At 43.1% G+C, this 16,543-nt stretch carries 14 protein-coding genes and 1 pseudogene; 10 read left to right on the top strand and 5 right to left on the bottom strand.

Annotation, left to right across the window (positions count from 1 at the left end):
• Positions 1 to 315: 315 nt before the first annotated feature.
• Together abc-f and BLS16_RS23785 are read right to left on the bottom strand one after the other, a co-directional pair.
• Positions 316 to 2,238 carry a ribosomal protection-like ABC-F family protein gene (abc-f, locus tag BLS16_RS17295; RefSeq protein WP_092334914.1) on the bottom strand — a complete coding sequence of 641 codons (1,923 nt, stop codon included), beginning with the start codon at positions 2,236 to 2,238 and terminating at the stop codon, positions 316 to 318.
• A 100-nt stretch (positions 2,239 to 2,338) separates the two neighbouring features.
• Entirely contained in the window at positions 2,339 to 2,491 is a 153-nt protein-coding gene (locus tag BLS16_RS23785; protein ID WP_176786215.1) for an RAxF-45 family protein, read from the bottom strand.
• A 528-nt stretch (positions 2,492 to 3,019) separates the two neighbouring features.
• Between BLS16_RS23785 and BLS16_RS17290 the strand changes: the two genes are divergently transcribed.
• Together BLS16_RS17290 and BLS16_RS24385 are read left to right on the top strand one after the other, a co-directional pair.
• The gene (locus tag BLS16_RS17290; RefSeq protein ID WP_092334913.1) at positions 3,020 to 4,762 is read left to right on the top strand and encodes a sigma-70 family RNA polymerase sigma factor; all 1,743 of its coding nucleotides are present in this window, start codon (positions 3,020 to 3,022) and stop codon (positions 4,760 to 4,762) included.
• Positions 4,763 to 4,770: 8 nt separating this feature from the next.
• Positions 4,771 to 4,887 (top strand): annotated as a pseudogene (locus tag BLS16_RS24385) (MarR family winged helix-turn-helix transcriptional regulator); the annotation flags it as partial.
• 150 nt (positions 4,888 to 5,037) lie between these two features.
• Here BLS16_RS24385 and BLS16_RS17280 read toward each other — a convergent pair.
• A complete protein-coding gene (locus tag BLS16_RS17280; RefSeq protein WP_092334912.1) occupies positions 5,038 to 5,295 on the bottom strand; it encodes a hypothetical protein in 258 nt (85 codons plus the stop codon).
• Positions 5,296 to 5,449: 154 nt separating this feature from the next.
• Between BLS16_RS17280 and BLS16_RS17275 the strand changes: the two genes are divergently transcribed.
• Positions 5,450 to 8,266 (top strand): response regulator, encoded by a 2,817-nt coding sequence (locus BLS16_RS17275; protein ID WP_092334911.1) that lies wholly within the window; start codon positions 5,450 to 5,452, stop codon positions 8,264 to 8,266.
• 121 nt (positions 8,267 to 8,387) lie between these two features.
• On the opposite strand, the gene BLS16_RS17270 is transcribed toward BLS16_RS17275, so the two are convergent.
• Both BLS16_RS17270 and BLS16_RS17265 read right to left on the bottom strand, forming a co-directional pair.
• A complete protein-coding gene (locus BLS16_RS17270) occupies positions 8,388 to 8,969 on the bottom strand; it encodes a DUF3102 domain-containing protein (RefSeq protein WP_092334910.1) in 582 nt (193 codons plus the stop codon).
• A 131-nt stretch (positions 8,970 to 9,100) separates the two neighbouring features.
• Positions 9,101 to 9,250 carry a small, acid-soluble spore protein, alpha/beta type gene (locus BLS16_RS17265; RefSeq protein ID WP_092334909.1) on the bottom strand — a complete coding sequence of 50 codons (150 nt, stop codon included), beginning with the start codon at positions 9,248 to 9,250 and terminating at the stop codon, positions 9,101 to 9,103.
• A gap of 358 nt (positions 9,251 to 9,608) precedes the next feature.
• On the opposite strand from BLS16_RS17265, the gene BLS16_RS17260 reads away from it, so the two are divergent.
• The 7 genes from BLS16_RS17260 to BLS16_RS17230 all read left to right on the top strand — a co-directional run bounded on the left by BLS16_RS17260 (position 9,609) and on the right by BLS16_RS17230 (position 16,400).
• Positions 9,609 to 10,487 (top strand): uroporphyrinogen decarboxylase family protein, encoded by an 879-nt coding sequence (locus BLS16_RS17260; protein ID WP_092334908.1) that lies wholly within the window; start codon positions 9,609 to 9,611, stop codon positions 10,485 to 10,487.
• Positions 10,488 to 10,571: 84 nt separating this feature from the next.
• A complete protein-coding gene (locus BLS16_RS17255; RefSeq protein ID WP_092334907.1) occupies positions 10,572 to 11,660 on the top strand; it encodes a uroporphyrinogen decarboxylase family protein in 1,089 nt (362 codons plus the stop codon).
• Positions 11,661 to 11,690: 30 nt separating this feature from the next.
• Positions 11,691 to 12,350: a corrinoid protein gene (locus BLS16_RS17250; protein ID WP_092334906.1), complete on the top strand. Its 660-nt coding sequence runs from the start codon at positions 11,691 to 11,693 to the stop codon at positions 12,348 to 12,350.
• A 42-nt stretch (positions 12,351 to 12,392) separates the two neighbouring features.
• Entirely contained in the window at positions 12,393 to 13,409 is a 1,017-nt protein-coding gene (locus BLS16_RS17245; RefSeq protein ID WP_092334905.1) for a uroporphyrinogen decarboxylase family protein, read from the top strand.
• Positions 13,410 to 13,496: 87 nt separating this feature from the next.
• Positions 13,497 to 15,305: an ASKHA domain-containing protein gene (locus BLS16_RS17240; protein ID WP_092334904.1), complete on the top strand. Its 1,809-nt coding sequence runs from the start codon at positions 13,497 to 13,499 to the stop codon at positions 15,303 to 15,305.
• A gap of 71 nt (positions 15,306 to 15,376) precedes the next feature.
• Positions 15,377 to 16,000, top strand: a complete 624-nt coding sequence (locus BLS16_RS17235; protein ID WP_092334903.1) for a CobW-like GTP-binding protein — start codon at positions 15,377 to 15,379, stop codon at positions 15,998 to 16,000.
• On the top strand, positions 15,990 to 16,400 hold the full coding sequence (locus tag BLS16_RS17230) for a hypothetical protein (RefSeq protein ID WP_092334902.1): 411 nt from the start codon (positions 15,990 to 15,992) through the stop codon (positions 16,398 to 16,400). Before BLS16_RS17235 ends, BLS16_RS17230 begins: the two co-directional genes overlap by 11 nt.
• The last annotated feature ends 143 nt before the right edge of the window (positions 16,401 to 16,543 follow it).

Below are 16,543 nucleotides of genomic sequence, written 5' to 3'. Positions count from 1 at the left end.
TCGAACTGATTAGGGTACCTTTCTCCCCTAATATTACTCGACATGTGGTTACATGAACATTGATATATCGTATTAATTACACATTTATCCTCTATTTCCTTCAATTAGAACAAAGAAAGTGTTTCCAAATACGCTCCGTTAATTTAGTTTTTGTTCTTCCTTTCGATTGTTTAACATTGTTCAACTCGAAAGATGTCTAGGGGATCTCTTTTCTTATCAATAAGTTCAATAATTGCAGAGGTGGTCATAAATATGTCGATGATTATTGGAGATCAGGAGGACTAATTCGAAATAACCATTACGGATGACGAGTTTCTAGGACTTCTCAGATATCCTAACCCACTTCTCATACAAAAAATTAAGCCGGCTTTCAATTGTCTCACGTTCATCCTGAAACGAAGCGAGTCTTAATGAGTCGAAAGAAATTGCAGGGTCAGACATTTGTACCTCAATATTGAGAATTTGTTGTTCCAGTGCGGTTATTTCCTTTTCTAGTTGAGTGGCTGATTTATCCGGATTAGCTGCCTTTGAAACAGACGCTTTAACTTGCTGGCCACGTTCAATAGCAAGGCTAGCCGAACTGTCTGCTTTACCTGCGAGTTTAATAATTTGTTGGTTCTTTCTTTCCAGATAGTCATTATAATTTCCCAAGTAGGCAGTAACCTCGCCTTGGTCAAGCACCCACATCTTGTGAGCCAAACGATTGATAAAATACCGGTCGTGAGAGACTGCCAGCAGCGTGCCGGGAAACTCCTCTAAGGCTTCTTCCAGAGCTTCCCGGGAATCAATATCCAGGTGATTCGTAGGTTCATCGAGCAATAACAGATTTGGCCTTTGGTACATAAGTAATGCCAGTTGCAGCCGGCTCCATTCTCCACCGGACAAACTGCTAATCTTCTGGAAAACGTCGGAACCGTAGAAGAGAAATTTCGCTAACTGTTTTCTGGCTTCACCTTCTTCCATGTCCAGTTCAGCACGGAAATATTGAAGGACGGTTTGGTCGGACTTGAGGGGTGCACTGTCTTGAGAGAGATATCCGGTGTCAACTCGTGAGCCAAGACGTATTTCACCGTGATCTGGGTTTTCCTGATCTAAGATTAATTTTAGAAGAGTACTTTTACCGCAGCCGTTTTTTCCGATGAGGACGGTCCGATCGCCGTAGAATAACTGGGCACTGACTTTACAGAAAAGCGAGCGGTTAGCATAGGATTTGCTGATTCCCTCCAGTGAAATCACTTGCTTTCCGGAACGGTCACTTTGTTCGAGATGCAGGTCAATTTTTTTGCGTTCTAAGATCGGCCTCTTTAATTTAACCATTCGATCTAGGGCCTTTTGCATTGATGCAGCACGACGATGAAAACTGGGATTCGGCGGATTGCGGTTGCCCCACTCAATTAATTGTTTGATGGATTCCTGCATCTTCCTAATCTTTTTCTGTTGTTCTTGATAATTTGTAAACTCAGAGAGCAGGCGGCTCTCTTTTTCTTTCTGATAGTCCGTATAGTTGGTTTGATAAGTTACGGCTTCCCCGTCTTCCAGCTCAATGATTTTAGTTATCACTCTATTTAAAAAGTAACGGTCATGAGAAACAACGATGACGGTGCCCTTATAGTTATTTAAAAAGGTCTCAAGCCATTCGATGGAAGACATGTCCAGGTGATTGGTCGGTTCGTCCAGTAATAAAATATCAGGCTGCGTCAATAGTAAGGCTGCTAAGCCCAGCTTCGTTTTTTCTCCGCCGGATAAAGAGGAAAATGGCCGTGGATAGTAATCCGCTGTGATACCGAGTCCAGTGGCAATCCCGTCGATATGGGAAGAGATTTGGTATCCACCAGCCTCTTCGAACTTTTCCTGAAGTTTGCCATATTCTAGCATAAGCTGACTAAGTTTATTATTCTCGGTGTTCATGGGGTCGGACATTTTTTGCTCTAATAGTTCTAGTTGCTGCTGCCACTTCTTTACTTCTTGAAAGCACTGTTCCAACACTTCATAGACGCTCATGTTGTCGTTATATTCCGGGGCCTGAGCCAAGAAACCAATCCTGGTATTTTTGCGTATGGCGATTTGCCCTTGTTCAGGTTGAAGGGATCCTATGATTAATTTCAAAATTGTGGACTTTCCTGTTCCGTTACGGCCTATTAGACCTACTCGTTCTCCTTGCCTGATTTCAAAGGAGACGTCGGTAAGCACTTCATTGGTGCCAAAAGATAGTTTAATGTGTTGAAAATTAATAATCATGTTCATTCTCCTTTAGGGAAATGACACTTTCACGGATTTAAGTATAAAAAAAACCGTAGGGAAATGTCCCTACGGTCGCAGCTTTAAGGTTTCGTTGCGGTTATGGTAGGTGTGTCATTTCGTGATTTTGTTGATCCGTACTCAGTTGCTTAAAAATGGGCATAGCTATCCCGTTAAATAAAACTGCATACCTAATTCCAAAGATTGCTATTGGCAACTGTTCAAGACGGAGCATTGCAAAATCACGATTCATCCTACCACACCTCCTCATGAAGAAGAAATAACCGCCCCTACTGGATGGCGGTTATTTCTTATAATCTCTAATTCGGGCTAACCGTTTGGTTAGACAATCTGCCGGGCTGGCGTGCTTGCAACACGTCAGTCCTTTTCTTATATTATACCCATGAATTGTAAAATATGCAACCAGCCCACATATGGATAGGCCATAAAATGGGAACGCTTGCTTACTTCGGTACCGGTCAGCAATGCATAAGATGAAGGAGCCGTTACAGGGTTTGTAATGAAGTGGTGTGTAATATTAGGATAAAACTTTGAAGTCTTAATGTAAAAGATTGTATAGTAATAGGAATATTACTATTTTGTGGATTTCCTTATAAAAAATCTTTTGTTATTTACAAAACAGACCATAAATCTTTGATAAGTAAAAAAGATTAGACTGGCTCGTAATATTTTTTTAAACTGTGGAACTTTTTAACCCCATTATGAATCCTAAGTACTGAAATGCATTTCGAATTGAAATAGTTGAGGTGAGGATCAAAGCGTGAAAATAGATCTGATTGGGAGGGCTCGGCAGGGTGACATTGAAGCTTGGGAAGTATTAATTCGGGATATCTATCCCCTGGCATCCAAGCAGGCTTTCTGCCTGCTGAGAGATAAAGATCTGGCCCAGGATGCCGTCCAAAACACTATGCTTAAGGTTTTTAATAACCTGTCAGGCTTAAAAGATGAGGTTGCTTTTACCGGTTGGTGGCGGCGGATATTAACCAACGAAGTATACCTGTTGTTGCGTTTCAGCAGCAGGGTAATGCCGGGGATATCACCGGAACTTCTAACTACCGGGGAACTGTCTGTCGAGGATGCAGTCACGCTGAAGTTGGAAATGGGGCAGGCGATTAAGAGGCTTCCGCTGGAACAACAGCAAATCCTGCTTGATATTGATCTACGAGGATTGAATTTACAGGAAGCTGCGGAAGAATACAATCTACCTCTGGGAACGGTTAAGTCCCGGTTATTCCGGGCCCGGGCCCGTCTGCAGGAGACACTAAAAGATTATCGAAAAAAGCCAAAGGAGCGATTAGACATGACGTTAGAGTCATCAGATATAAAGGATCGAATTTGTGACTATTTGGAAGGAACCATGGAGGCAGCGGCCAGAAATGCTTTTGAACAAGAACTGTCGCAAAACCCTGCATGGCAAGAGGAGATGAAAAAGCAGAAGGACTTTTTGACATTCTTACATTCACTGACCGGTAAAATAACCCTTTCCGTAGCCGAAATTAAGGATAAGGTGCAGGCGGTGATAGAGAAAACAGAGGATTACGAGGAAATCGTGGATGCTACTTTCTTTGAGCAGGGAAAACCGACCACCATGACCTCCCATATCTGGTTTAAAAAGCCTGATTACTATCGGACAGACGGGGACAGTGGAGCAACCGGGCCCATAACGGTAATTATGAAAGACGGAGTTATGCTGAGTTGGCTTGCCGATAAGCGCCAGGTCAGTAAACTTATCTTAAGCCAGGAATACAGAGAACGTGGCAACTTTAATTTCCCGGACAGCCTCAAGGCCATGGCCGAGAATAAATCCAGCCGGATCTTAGGTACGGAATACCTGCAAGGTCGACCGGTTCTTCATGTGCAATTCAGTGAAAAAGTCCCCGGGCTGGGGGAAATGAATACTCATCACTGGATGGACAAAGAAACCTGGATGCCAATACGAACGGAATATTATAATGTCAAAGGAGAGCTGGTAAACCGCCGGGAAGTGAGGGAGCTTCGCCTCAATCAGGGACTGCCTGACTCCCTGTTTGAACTGGATCTTCCTGAAGGGGTAACTATCGAGGAGGAAAACACTCAAGTTCTCAATCTTCCTCAGGATATAACTCTGACTGAGGCAGCAGAGCGTTTTGATCAAGTACCCTATTTTTTGCCTGGTCAGAATTATAAGATCAAACACCAATGGATTGAAGTAAAAGAGGGTAAAGGTGCTCTGCTCAGTATGTATTTCGTCCTCGGTGAGCAGAACCCGTTGTTGATTGTTACCCAAGGGCCGGTTCCGCATACCAATCTACCTCCAAATGCTAGCCAAGAACCCGTAGAACTTGAGTTCGACGGCAGGAAAGCAACCGGAGGACTCACCAAGATTGATTTAGCGGGTGTGAAATACATGCTCGATTGGCAGGACAATGGTTACTATTATTCCTGCGGCGGGCAGCTTGAAAAAGATGTGTTGCTCAAAATCCCTGGAAAATTGACGCAGGTATTTCCGCGCCTTGGTGAGTAGCGTATTATTTTGGCCCTATGGGAGATCCCCACAGAGGGCAAGGCAGAGTTTTAAGGATTCTTAAGATGAAGCCGGAAATTAGCCAAAAAGACTTATCCTACCTGCTGGACATCAGCCCGGAGACTAAAATCTCCGGGCTGATGTTATGAGCAATTGTGCCTTTGGCACCAGATTTAATGACCCTACGCACTGCGGTAATTCTGATGATTTCTATAAACTAGAGCATGTAGGGTTTGTCTTTTCCGTGACAAGTGTAATGAACGGGCAATTTATAATTAGGTACTATGATAATTATGTATAAAAAGGTGCCAATCATGTTTAATGACTGGCGTCTTTCCATTTACTAGAGTGCGATAAAGTTGTCTTATTTTTGAAATCTTAGGAGGATAGAAGGGTAATATGTTGAATGTTTTCATATCGATAATTCCAACGTGGGCAATAGTAATATAATTAGCCTTACCGTTTATCTTAGTTCCTACAATAACAACCGGCATGGGGTAAAGGGTGTTGACAGACCCTAAATTCTTTTTCATGAACAACAACTCCATTCACTGTAATTATAACGTAATCTATCACTACAGCCTAAGCGAACAATCATTTTCTAAGTTACAATCCTTTAATCATCAGTAATTTTGTATAATATCTCGTTCTAAAAAACAAGAAACAATAATTAGGGGGTATTATCAAATGTCAGGACCAGTTGAAAAAAGTACTGATATTACATTCGAACGCTTTTTTTCAAGGAGCCTTGATATGTTAGCTGTAGCAGATAGGCAAGGTGCTTTTATTAAACTGAACAATTCCTGGAAGATTATACTGGGATACACTACAGAGGAGCTCGAAGGTAGAAAATTTCTGGAATTCATTCATCCCGATGATTTAGATGCATCATTAAAAGTAATGAATACTCTTCAAGAACTTGACCAGATGATGAATTTTACCAACCGGTATCAATGCCGAAACAACTGCTATAAATATATTGAATGGGAATTAGAGGTTTATGAGGACAAAATTTATATTACTGCTAGGGATCTTTCTAAAAGAAAACAACTTAAATATGAGCTGGAAAACGAAAATAGGTTCCTAAACTCTATCATTGATGCCATCCCCGATGTGATTTTTTTAAAAGATAAGGACAGTAAGTATTTAGGTTGCAATAAATCCTTCGCTGAAAGAGTTGCACACTCTGAAAAAAGTTTAGTGATTGGAAAGGGAGACTTCGACTATTTTGATGATTCAGTGGCTACCAGAAATGTGCTGCAAGACAAGGAAGTCATGGAATCGCAAAAAAATGTGTTTAATTACATCACCTTGAAAACCCCTCAGGGAATTGCAGAATATGAAACGATCAAGACTCCACTTTATAATGAAAACGGTGTTGTAAGTGGTGTTATTGGTATTTCAAGAGATATTACATTAAGAAAAAGAATTGAAGAAAAGCTTCGCCAGAGTGAGAAGAATTTGAGACTTCTTTTTGAAAATATGACCAACGGTTTTTCACTTCAAGAAGTTATTACAAATGACCAAGGTGAGGTTGTCGATTTTCGCTATCTTATGGTAAACCAGGCTTTTGAAACTCTCATGAATCAATCTCAAGAACAGATCATTGGTAAAACGATGCTGGAACTAAATCCAACAGCAGATCATCATGGAATCATTAAGCATATGAATAGTACTGTTTGCAAGAGATTAGGTTATTCAGAGGCTGAGCTGCTAGGGAAATCGGTTTTAATGGTTCACCCGGAAAACAGAAGAGGTGAAGTAGGGGGTGTTGTTAGAGATATTTTAAAGGGCAAAATTGATTATTCTCCGATACCTGCAATCACAAAAAACGGCCAAGAGATTCCTATGGAAACACGTATCACGACTGGGGAATGGAATAGTCAAGAAGTAACTTTTGGGGTAATGAAAGATGTGTCTGCTGCTGAAACGGCCAATATCGCTAAAAGCCAGTTTCTCGCCAACATGTCTCATGAAATAAGGACACCTTTGAATGGAATTACTGGCTTCATAGAACTACTCTCCAGTATGCCTCTGGAAAAGGAACAAGCAAGTTACATAGCAGAGGTGAAAGCTTCATCAGACGCATTGCTCTTATTAATTAATGATATCTTGGATTTTTCGAAAATCGAAGCGGGTATGTTGTTAATTGAAAATATACCATTTAGTCTTCATAAACTTGTTGACGAGGCGGTCACCTTGTTTTCTCCAAAAGCTTACGGGAAAGGAATTGAAATCGTTTCCTATATCGGTGAAGTTCCTGACAGAGTCTTAGGTGATTCCGGCAGGCTGAGGCAGGTGTTAAATAACATTATTGGAAACGCTGTCAAATTCACAGATACGGGTGAAGTCGTTGTAAAAGTAGAGGCCTTAAAAGAAAGTAAAGAGAAGGTACTTTTGCAGATAATAATTCAGGATACAGGAATTGGTATGTCTGAAGAGACAAAACGCAAGTTATTCCAGGTTTTTATGCAAGCGGATGCTTCGACAACGAGAAAATATGAAGGAACCGGCCTTGGACTATCTATTTCCAAAAAGATAATAGAACTATTTGGCGGTGACATTGAAGTTGTGAGCGAGCTGGATCGGGGCAGCACGTTTGTTATCACCTTAGAGCTAGAGAATGGCGGAATTGAAGACGATTCCCAGAGACTTTCAACTCATAAATCTTATGACTTAAGTCATCTAACGGTTATGATTGTCGATGATACTCACAGCAACCGGATGATCTTCCGAGAATATCTTGGCGCAACAGGATGTAAGGTTATTAGTGCACAAAACGGGCAAGAGGGTCTTGAAATGCTTAAAGGGCTGCCTTCTGAAAGTTTACCGCAAATAATACTCGTGGATTATAGGATGCCTGGAATGAGTGGTCATGAATTTGGAAAATTGGTGTTGAAGGAGAAAAGACTAAGAGATATTAAGCTGATTTTGATTACCTCCACGGCTCAGCAAGGAGAAGCAAGATTAGCTAAGGATATTGGATTTTCCGGTTACATAGCGAAACCTGTACGAAAAATGGAGTTAATTAATATAGTCTTGGATGTTGCTGAATTAGGGCTGTCCGTAAAAAGTGGAAATCTAGCAACAAGACATTCTATGATAGAAGAAGATTATGAAATGACCAAGGCCAGGATACTTCTGGTAGAAGATATGGTAGCCAATCAGAGATTAGAAAAAACCATGCTGGAAAAATTGGGCTATGAAGTGGAATTGGCAGTAAATGGACAACAAGCACTTGAGAAAAGTGATAAGGAAAAATTTGCTTTAATCTTGATGGATTGTCAAATGCCTGTTATGGATGGTTATAGAGCGACTGAAGAAATTAAAAAGAGGAGTAGTATTAATCAGGGCACTCCTATCATTGCGATGACCGCCCATGCTATGGAGGGCGATCGCGAAAAATGTCTCGCTGTTGGTATGGATGATTATATTAGCAAGCCAATCACCCTGGCAGGACTTCAAAAGATAGTTTCTCAGCATATAAATCAAAAATTTTCTTAAGCATTGCGCACTACGTGATAAGTATGGAGGGATGAAAATGTTAGCAGTCCCGAAATCCGATCATCAGCTGCCGAGGAGCCAGATTTCGGGAACAGGCGTGATCCGGATACTACTGGGCCCTTTAGTTTGAAGATTTAACTCCCGGAGTGGGTTTAATCGATAAATTTGTAGTGACAATGGGCGGCCACACTTCCATACGCTTAGTCAAGTTTTGAAGCATGGTATGCAATTGTTCCCTGTAAGTTTCCTTTATCTTCGGATCTATTTTGTTTAAAGTGGAAAGTATTTGTGAAAGCTCTTTCCAAGCATTGAGAATGACATCGCGGTGAATGGTGAATTGTTCATCAGCCTTGGAGATGGAAGATTGAACTTTTTCAGCTTGGCACTGGTTCATCTGTTCTTCGAGACTTTTGGTCTGAGCGGTTAGTTGGGTGATTTCGCTGTTTTTTACGTCCAGGTTCTTTTGGAGGTCTTTCTTTTCCTGAATGGCTTGGTCCCTGTCCTTGACAGCCTGCTGCAGTTCCAATTTGGTCATGCTCTCGACATCATGGTTCTCGATAAATTCCTCCCGTTCCTCTTCCGGAATTCCGAGGAGGATGAGTGCCTGGGTGTAGGTCAAATTCGACACCAGTGTCGATTTTGGATAGCTGTCACTGTTAGGAGAGGCTAGCTCTTCCGTCCCATATTCATGGCAGAGCTTCATCAGTCATTCGCATTCTGAACTAACACCAAAATAACGCCCCGACTGGGGGCGTTATTTTATTTAACCTCTTTCGTGATTATGACCGAGAACAACACAGCGGGATTACCATCTAATATGTCCTAAGGGGCAGATTATTTTTTCTTTCCGAAACTTTCGAAGGTTTGTTTAACCATTTCGCCACCGACACTGCCGTTCTGACGAGACGTAGTGTCAGGGCCAAGAGTAACACCCGATTGAGCAGCTACTTGATTTTTGTCGACAGGTAAATTGTATTTTGCCATAATGAGGTACCTCCTTGAGATTAAGATAAGTTTGCAACAAATCAATTTGGTTCTAAGGTTTTGACTAGGGGGTTAATCTTAAATTTTCCTAAATTCCGAAACTTATTCAAGGAAACAATTAGGTGAAATTAACGAATGAGGCGGCTAGTCAAATTCGTCAGTACTGACGAATTTGACCTACACCCAGCTGCTCATCCTCGGTGGAAGGGAAATAAATTTGAAATATGAACACAATTCAGTACAATTATTTAAAATTTTTATGAGTTATGATATAATTTTTTGGTTAGATTAAAGCATTATTAAATAGTTATGAAACTTTAGTTCGATATAACGTCTAGATATAGTCAGGAGGAACTCTATGATTCAATTTACAAATTATAAATGCCCTGAAGGGTCGGATACCAGCGGTTTCACAGAGAGTGTGGTGGAAAAGGTAGGTTTGCCTTTTCCCGAGGCTTACACTTATGGAGAAGGAATGGCTAGGATTGCTGGCACCCTACGAGAAGTAGAAGGAGGCACCCTCTGTATGGTGCCTTTTTGTCATACCGTTGAAGCGGAGAATTTAGGCGGCAATATCAAGCTGGGAACGGCAACCATTGGGCCACGCTGCCAGGAACCGGTGTGCAAAGATGAAGAAGATTTGTTGGGGCTCCCCGATTTGGATTTTGAGAAAGGTCGCTTAAAAGAGACCCTGGAAGCGGTAAAACTTCTTAAAGCAGCAAAGGAAGCGGTTGGGGTTGAGATCTGCGGCCCAATGACGATCTTAAACAATTTAAGCGATATCAGCAGAGTCTTTAAGATCTGGAGAAAAAATCCCGAAGTCATTGCAAAAGTAGTAGAGAAGCTACGCCTTCAGCTGTTACGGTATATTGAAAAATCCCTCGCAGCTGGAGTGGACTTCATTGCCTTTGAAGATCCGGTGGGGGGGCTGAATATCCTTGGACCCAAATACTTTGAGTTGCAGGGCCGACAGTTTTCTAAACCTTTTGTGGAAGAGGCCTTGAAGATAATTGGCGGACAGTCGGTAATGCATCTCTGTCCTAAGACTGCCCTGCAGTTGACGGCGCTGGGAATGGCTGAGTGGGAGAGTTACCCTTTACCTGAACCCATGTCCTATGCCCAAGCCTGTTTGGAACTGCGCGGTAAAGTTAACCTTGTAGGCAATGTCTGTATCCATAATCGTAATCACATACTCCAAGATGCCCAAATCAAGATCTTAAAGCTTTTGACAGCGTAATTTCCGGTGAACTCGTTCAGCTAAAGCCGAACATCGGGGTTTCGGTAGAGGATTGATGAACAGAAATAAAAAGGAGGATTTGCTATGCACGCACAAGACCAAATGACACCCAATGAACGGCTACAAGCTTTTATGAAAGGAGAAAAAATGGATCGCATTCTGGCGATGCCTATCTTAGTTTCTATCTCCCACAGAGTTTCAGGGATGACCCATCGAGAAAAACGTGCTTCGGCACTCAAGCAGGCCCAGTCCCAAATCGACTGTTATCAACGTTATGGGAACGATATGATGATCATTGAATATGGTCTTCATGGGATAGGAACCGCCCTGGGATCAGAAATGAATGATCCTGAGGATAGTCTGCCTGCAATTGTGAATCACGTTTTAAAAAATCTTCAAGATATTGATCAATTGGATTTCAACAAGACCAAAAAAGAAAATGATCCTTGGTTTGCCAGAACCTTAGAGGCCTGTGAAATCTGTCAGGAAAAGATGGGGCAGGAGGTCCCGACAGGGGTATTGATTACAGGACCTTTCACAGCCGTCTCCAGTATCCTTCCCACTGAAAATCTTTTAAGAGCTACCCGCAAAGATCCGGCCTCCATCCACCGGCTGCTTCGCCTGTGTACCGACGCCCTTAAGGATATTTATAAGGAATATATTGAGCGCGGCATTATTATTCTCATGTGTGATCCCATTGCCTCAGGCACCCTCCTGAAAAAAAGCCAATACGTAGAATTCGTCAAGCCCTATGCTACGGAATTGATGAGCTATATTCATGAATTGGGGGGAATGTGTTGCTATCACATCTGTGGCAATACGACGAGTATTGTCATGGAAATGGTGGATACAGGACCGGATATGCTGAGTATTGATAACCTGGTGGATCTGGAATATGTGAAAGAACAAGTGGGCAAGCGTTTACCCATTTTGGGTAATGTTCCCCCCGTCGACGTGCTGATGCTGGGCTCCAGATCAGACGTTTTTGAATCGGTTAAGACCTGTATCCTCAAGGGAAAAGACAGCCCTATGGGCTATATTATCGCTTCCGGTTGTGATATTACTCAAAATGTGCCTGTTGAGAATATAGACTATATGATGGAAGCGGTTCGCAAATATGGACGTTATCCTATCGATGAAGCGTTATTAAATGAACCCGCAACGGACCATTAATCAACAAATTAGAAGGTGAAGGTGAAGGTAATGGTTAAGTCAAAAGAAGAATTATTACAACAATTATCCGATAGTGTATTTGAAATGGACGATGAAAATGTAGCCGATGTGGCTAAAGAATATATTGCAGCAGGTTACGAAGCACTTGACGGGGTCCTAAAAGGACTTGTTGATGGAATGAACCGCGCCGGTCAAATGTATGAAGAAGAAGAGTATTTTGTTACCGACCTTTTGGTGTGCTCCGATGCTATGTATAATGGTCTGGATGTTTTAAGAGAGCATCTGCCTCAAGAGAAGGCCGCAGGTGCTGTCAACTACAAATGTGTTATCGGCGTTGTAGAAGGGGATACCCATGATATTGGCAAAAACCTGGTGCGTATCATGCTCGAAACCGCCGGCTTTGAAATGTATGATTTGGGCAGAGATGTCCCGCTTCAGAGTTTCGTACAAAAAGCAAAGGACGTGGATGCGCAGCTAATTTGTCTTTCCACACTGATGACTACCACTATGCCCGGTATGAAAGAGGTCGTAGATATCCTCGTCAAAGAGGGAATCAGAGACAAAGTAAAAGTTATGATCGGCGGCGGGCCACTTTCTCAGGCCTACTGTAATCAAATCAACGCTGATGGTTATGCCGTTAACGCCACCGGGGCGGTAACTTTGGCCAAACAATTAGTGGGAATGGCTTAGACATAGGATCAGAATAGATTCAGGACCGGAAAGGACGTCCTTATGGATTCAAAAGAAAGACTTCTTAACGCTCTAAAGGGTGTAAATACGGATCGCTCACCGTGTATTTGCCCGGGTGGGATGATGAATATGGTGGTCACTGCCTTGATGGAAAAGGTCGACATTCATTGGCCGGAAGCGCATACTGATCCTATAAAAATGGCGGGACTAGCCAAGGCTGTCTATGATTATGGTTGTTTCGAAAATTACGGCGTACCCTTCTGTATGACTATTGAAGCAGAACAGTTGGGTGCCGTCGTGGACTTGGGTTCCACCGTTTATGAACCTCATGTCACAGGGTATGCCTTTGAGGAACTTTCTCAATGGAGGAAATTAACTCCCCTGGAGCCCTACAGCAAACGGGCAAAAGTGGTGCTGGATGCCATTAAAATTCTGAAAGAACACGCTGATCGGGTGCCCATTATTGGCAATCTTTCCGGACCTGTCAGTGTTGCTACTTCCCTAATTGAACCGGTGGTTTACTATAAGGCTTTAAGACGCCGTAAAGAAGAGGCCCATGCTTTCATGAAGTTTGTCACGGAAGGTCTGATTAGTTTTGGCCGGGCTCAGATCGAAGCAGGAGCCGATGTGATTGCGATCTCTGACCCCAGTGGCACAGGGGAAATCTTAGGTCCGCGTTTATTTGATGAATACGTAGTGACCTATATCAATCAATTAATCGATGGACTCCGTGAGCGAAATCCAGAAATCCCGATCATTGTGCACATCTGCGGACGGATGCATAAAGTTTATGAACCACTGAATAAACTTCGTGCTGATGCCCACAGCTTTGACTCGATTGTCAGCATCAAAGAGTCGAAAAAAATGTTGCCAGGTAAGATTATGATGGGTAATGTAAGTACCTTTGCTCTGGAGCTTACTGATGCAGACCGCATTCGCCTTATGACTCGGAAGGTGATGGAGGAGGGGTCCGATATTATCGCGCCTGCTTGTGGTCTGGGAACTAAGTCTTCCCTGGAAAATATTCAGGCGATGCTAAGGGCTGTTCAAGGAAAGTAGTTATGAAGCTCATGAAGTATAGGAAACACATGAAGCTTCTGAAGTATAGGATTTAGAGGGCTGTGTACTGGAAAACGAGGTTTTAGCATGCATACAATTGCCTTACCAAGACAAACTATTAAATTTTCCTATGACATAGGGGCAGGGGAAAATCTCCTGAATATTCTTGTCGGCCAGCAGATTTTCATTGAAAGTCCCTGTGGAGGACGAGGAAGCTGTGGCAAGTGTAAGATTAAACATTTAGGAGGAGATCTCCCGCCTCTATCTGACGACGAGAAAGAACGCCTTACCCCAAAAGAGATCGCTGAAGGTATCCGTTTGGCCTGTCTTATCTATCCGACAGGGGATTTAGAGATCGACATCGTTGATCAGGAGGAAAATCACCAGGTTCTGACAGGAGGCTATGTACCAGAGTATGAACCCAATCCGGCAATCCGGAAAAAGACCATTGAGATCATCAAGCCTACTCTGGAAGACCAAACTCCTTATGAACTGTTGTTTGCAAGGGCCCTGGGTATGGATCAGCTGCCCTGGGATGTGCTCCGCCAAATTATCATGGGGGAGGGAACCTATACTGGGGTATTTAATCAAGATCAACTGATTGGGATTGAAAAAGGGGATACCCGGGAAAGACTTTACGGAGTCGCCGTTGATATCGGAACGACCACCGTTGTAGCTGCACTCATCGACTTAAGGACAGGAGATGAAATAGATAGCGAAGCGGCCATCAATGCCCAGAAAAATTTTGGTCAGGATGTGCTTACTCGCATCACCTATGTTCTCGATCAAGGTAAGGAGGGGCGGGATCAGTTACAGACAGCCATTGTCGATTCCTTAAACGAGATGCTCCACACCATGTGTGAAAGGCAGCAGATCTCCCCTTCTTTGATCTATGAAATCGCTATTGCGGCTAATTGCACGATGATGCATATGGTTTTGGGAGTTAATCCCCTCTCCATTGGGAAAGCTCCTTATGCCCCGATCTTTGTCGGGGCCAAAGATATTAAAGCAAGGGATGTGGGTTTAACGGCCCTTTCCCCCTTTGGTCGAGTCTATTGTCTGCCAGCGGTTTCTTCTTATATAGGAGCAGATATCGTGGCAGGGGCTTATGTGGCTGGGCTCCACAACAGGAAGGATAAAGTGCTCTTTATCGATATCGGTACCAATGGAGAAATCGTTCTCTCCGACGGGGAAAAGTTAGTATCTTGCTCTTGTGCAGCGGGACCAGCCCTGGAAGGGATGAATATCAGCTGCGGTATGCGTGCTGCCGATGGGGCCATTGAGGAAGTTTATTTCGAAAAAGAGCAGGGTTTTGATCTGAAAGTTATCGGAGATAAGGCCCCCCTGGGTTTATGTGGCAGTGGGATAATGGCCGCTATACGAGAATTGTTAAAACATGGGTTTATCACTGCCCGTGGCAATATTGTTAAGCCTGAGGAGTTAGAGGCTGGGGACCCGAGACTGCCCTATATTGACCTGGATGGCAAGAAACGACGAATTCGTATCGGAGAGGGCCCCCATAAAGTCCTCATTACCCAGGGGGATGTGCGCCAGGTCCAACTGGCCAAGAGTGCGATTTTATCCGGATTTGTGGCACTGGTAAAGGCTATGGATCTCACATTTTCGGATCTGGATGAGGTGATTGTGGCTGGTCAGTTCGGCGCTCATCTATCGGTCGAAAGTTTGGTGGGGACGGATATTTTACCGAAGGCTGTCCGAGATAAAATCACCTACATCGGTAATTCCTCAAAAACCGGGGCTTATCTGGCCCTGATGTCCCTGGAAACCCGCCGAGAAATGATAAAGCTGGCCCGAGACTTTAACTATCTCGAATTAAGTGTGACCAAAGGTTATGAACGATTATTTGCTGAGTGCTCTCAATTTAAGGTGAAATAGAACTTTTTATTCGCCTCAATCAAGGGCCTTTAACTAAGGGTGCGGAATGTCAGCGTAAGGAGTTATAGGCAATGAATATTTTACTTTTTGGCGGATTTCTAGGTTCAGGCAAAACTTCGGTTATCTTGCAAGTTGCTCGATACCTAACAGCAGAACTTTCGGCACTACAGTTGGATAGTGGCAAACCTTCTTTGGTAATTATTGAAAATGAAGTAGGGGAAACGGGTATTGATGATAAGATTCTCAAAGCAGAAGGGCTAAATGTTCGAGAACTTATTGCCGGCTGTATCTGTTGTACCCTGAACGCGGAGCTTACCGTCTGTCTTAATAAAATTCAGGAGGAGTTATCGCCGGAATGGGTGATCATTGAGACAACGGGAATGGCCTTCCCCCATACCATCGCGGAAACCATCACTAAGTATGGGAAGGGCATAGATAGTTTGAAGACCATTGTTGTGGCTGATGCAGAACGATGGGATGATCTTTCTACGATCATGCCCGGTTTAATAGAAGAACAAATCGCTCAGGCAAACGTTATTCTCTTGAACAAAATCGACTGTTTAGAACCTGAGCAAGTTAGCCAAGTCGCAGAAGACATTAAAAGGATCAATTCTTCTGGCCACTTCTATTCAATCTCCGCCCAGGCTGAAGTCGATCCTCAAATCTGGCGTAAAGTGGTGACTAATGGTGAGTGATCAGGATTTACTTAAGTGCTCGACTAAGCATTCTGACCCGGCGATTTTTTCTGAGACCTACAGCCTGGCGCTTTTAGAAAAGGTAAAGTCCGAAAGGGTTAAACAAGCTCTCACTCAATGGATTGAAGAGATCAGGGATTGGACAAGTGCTAAGGCCTGTTTTGTTGGGCATATTAAAGTTTTTGTTGAGGGTCAGGAAAATTTATGGTTATCGTCTACCGGCAGAAGCATTAGTAGTCAACAATCCCAGGGGTGGAGTGAATGGTTTTTAGATAGAGCCACCCTCTGCGTGACAGTGATTGTTTTTGGAACGACCAAGGAAGCCTTGAAGGAAACAGTCGAAGAAAGTCTTAAGACCTGTTTTAATACATCCTTGCCAAATATGATAAAAGGTTTTTAGCGAAAGGGTCAAAGGTATTAGTATGCCTTAGACCCTTCATAGCGAATGCGACTGGGATTATTTGGGTTATGATATAGCCATATTATGATATAATGTCTTCACTTGGATTGGCGGATATGAAAGTGATTGTGCTGGAGCTTTAA

Source organism: Desulfosporosinus hippei DSM 8344 (assembly GCF_900100785.1).
Lineage (GTDB): Bacteria > Bacillota > Desulfitobacteriia > Desulfitobacteriales > Desulfitobacteriaceae > Desulfosporosinus > Desulfosporosinus hippei.
Note: the sequence above shows the minus strand (reverse complement) of the source record. Positions and strands in the feature narration are given on the sequence as shown.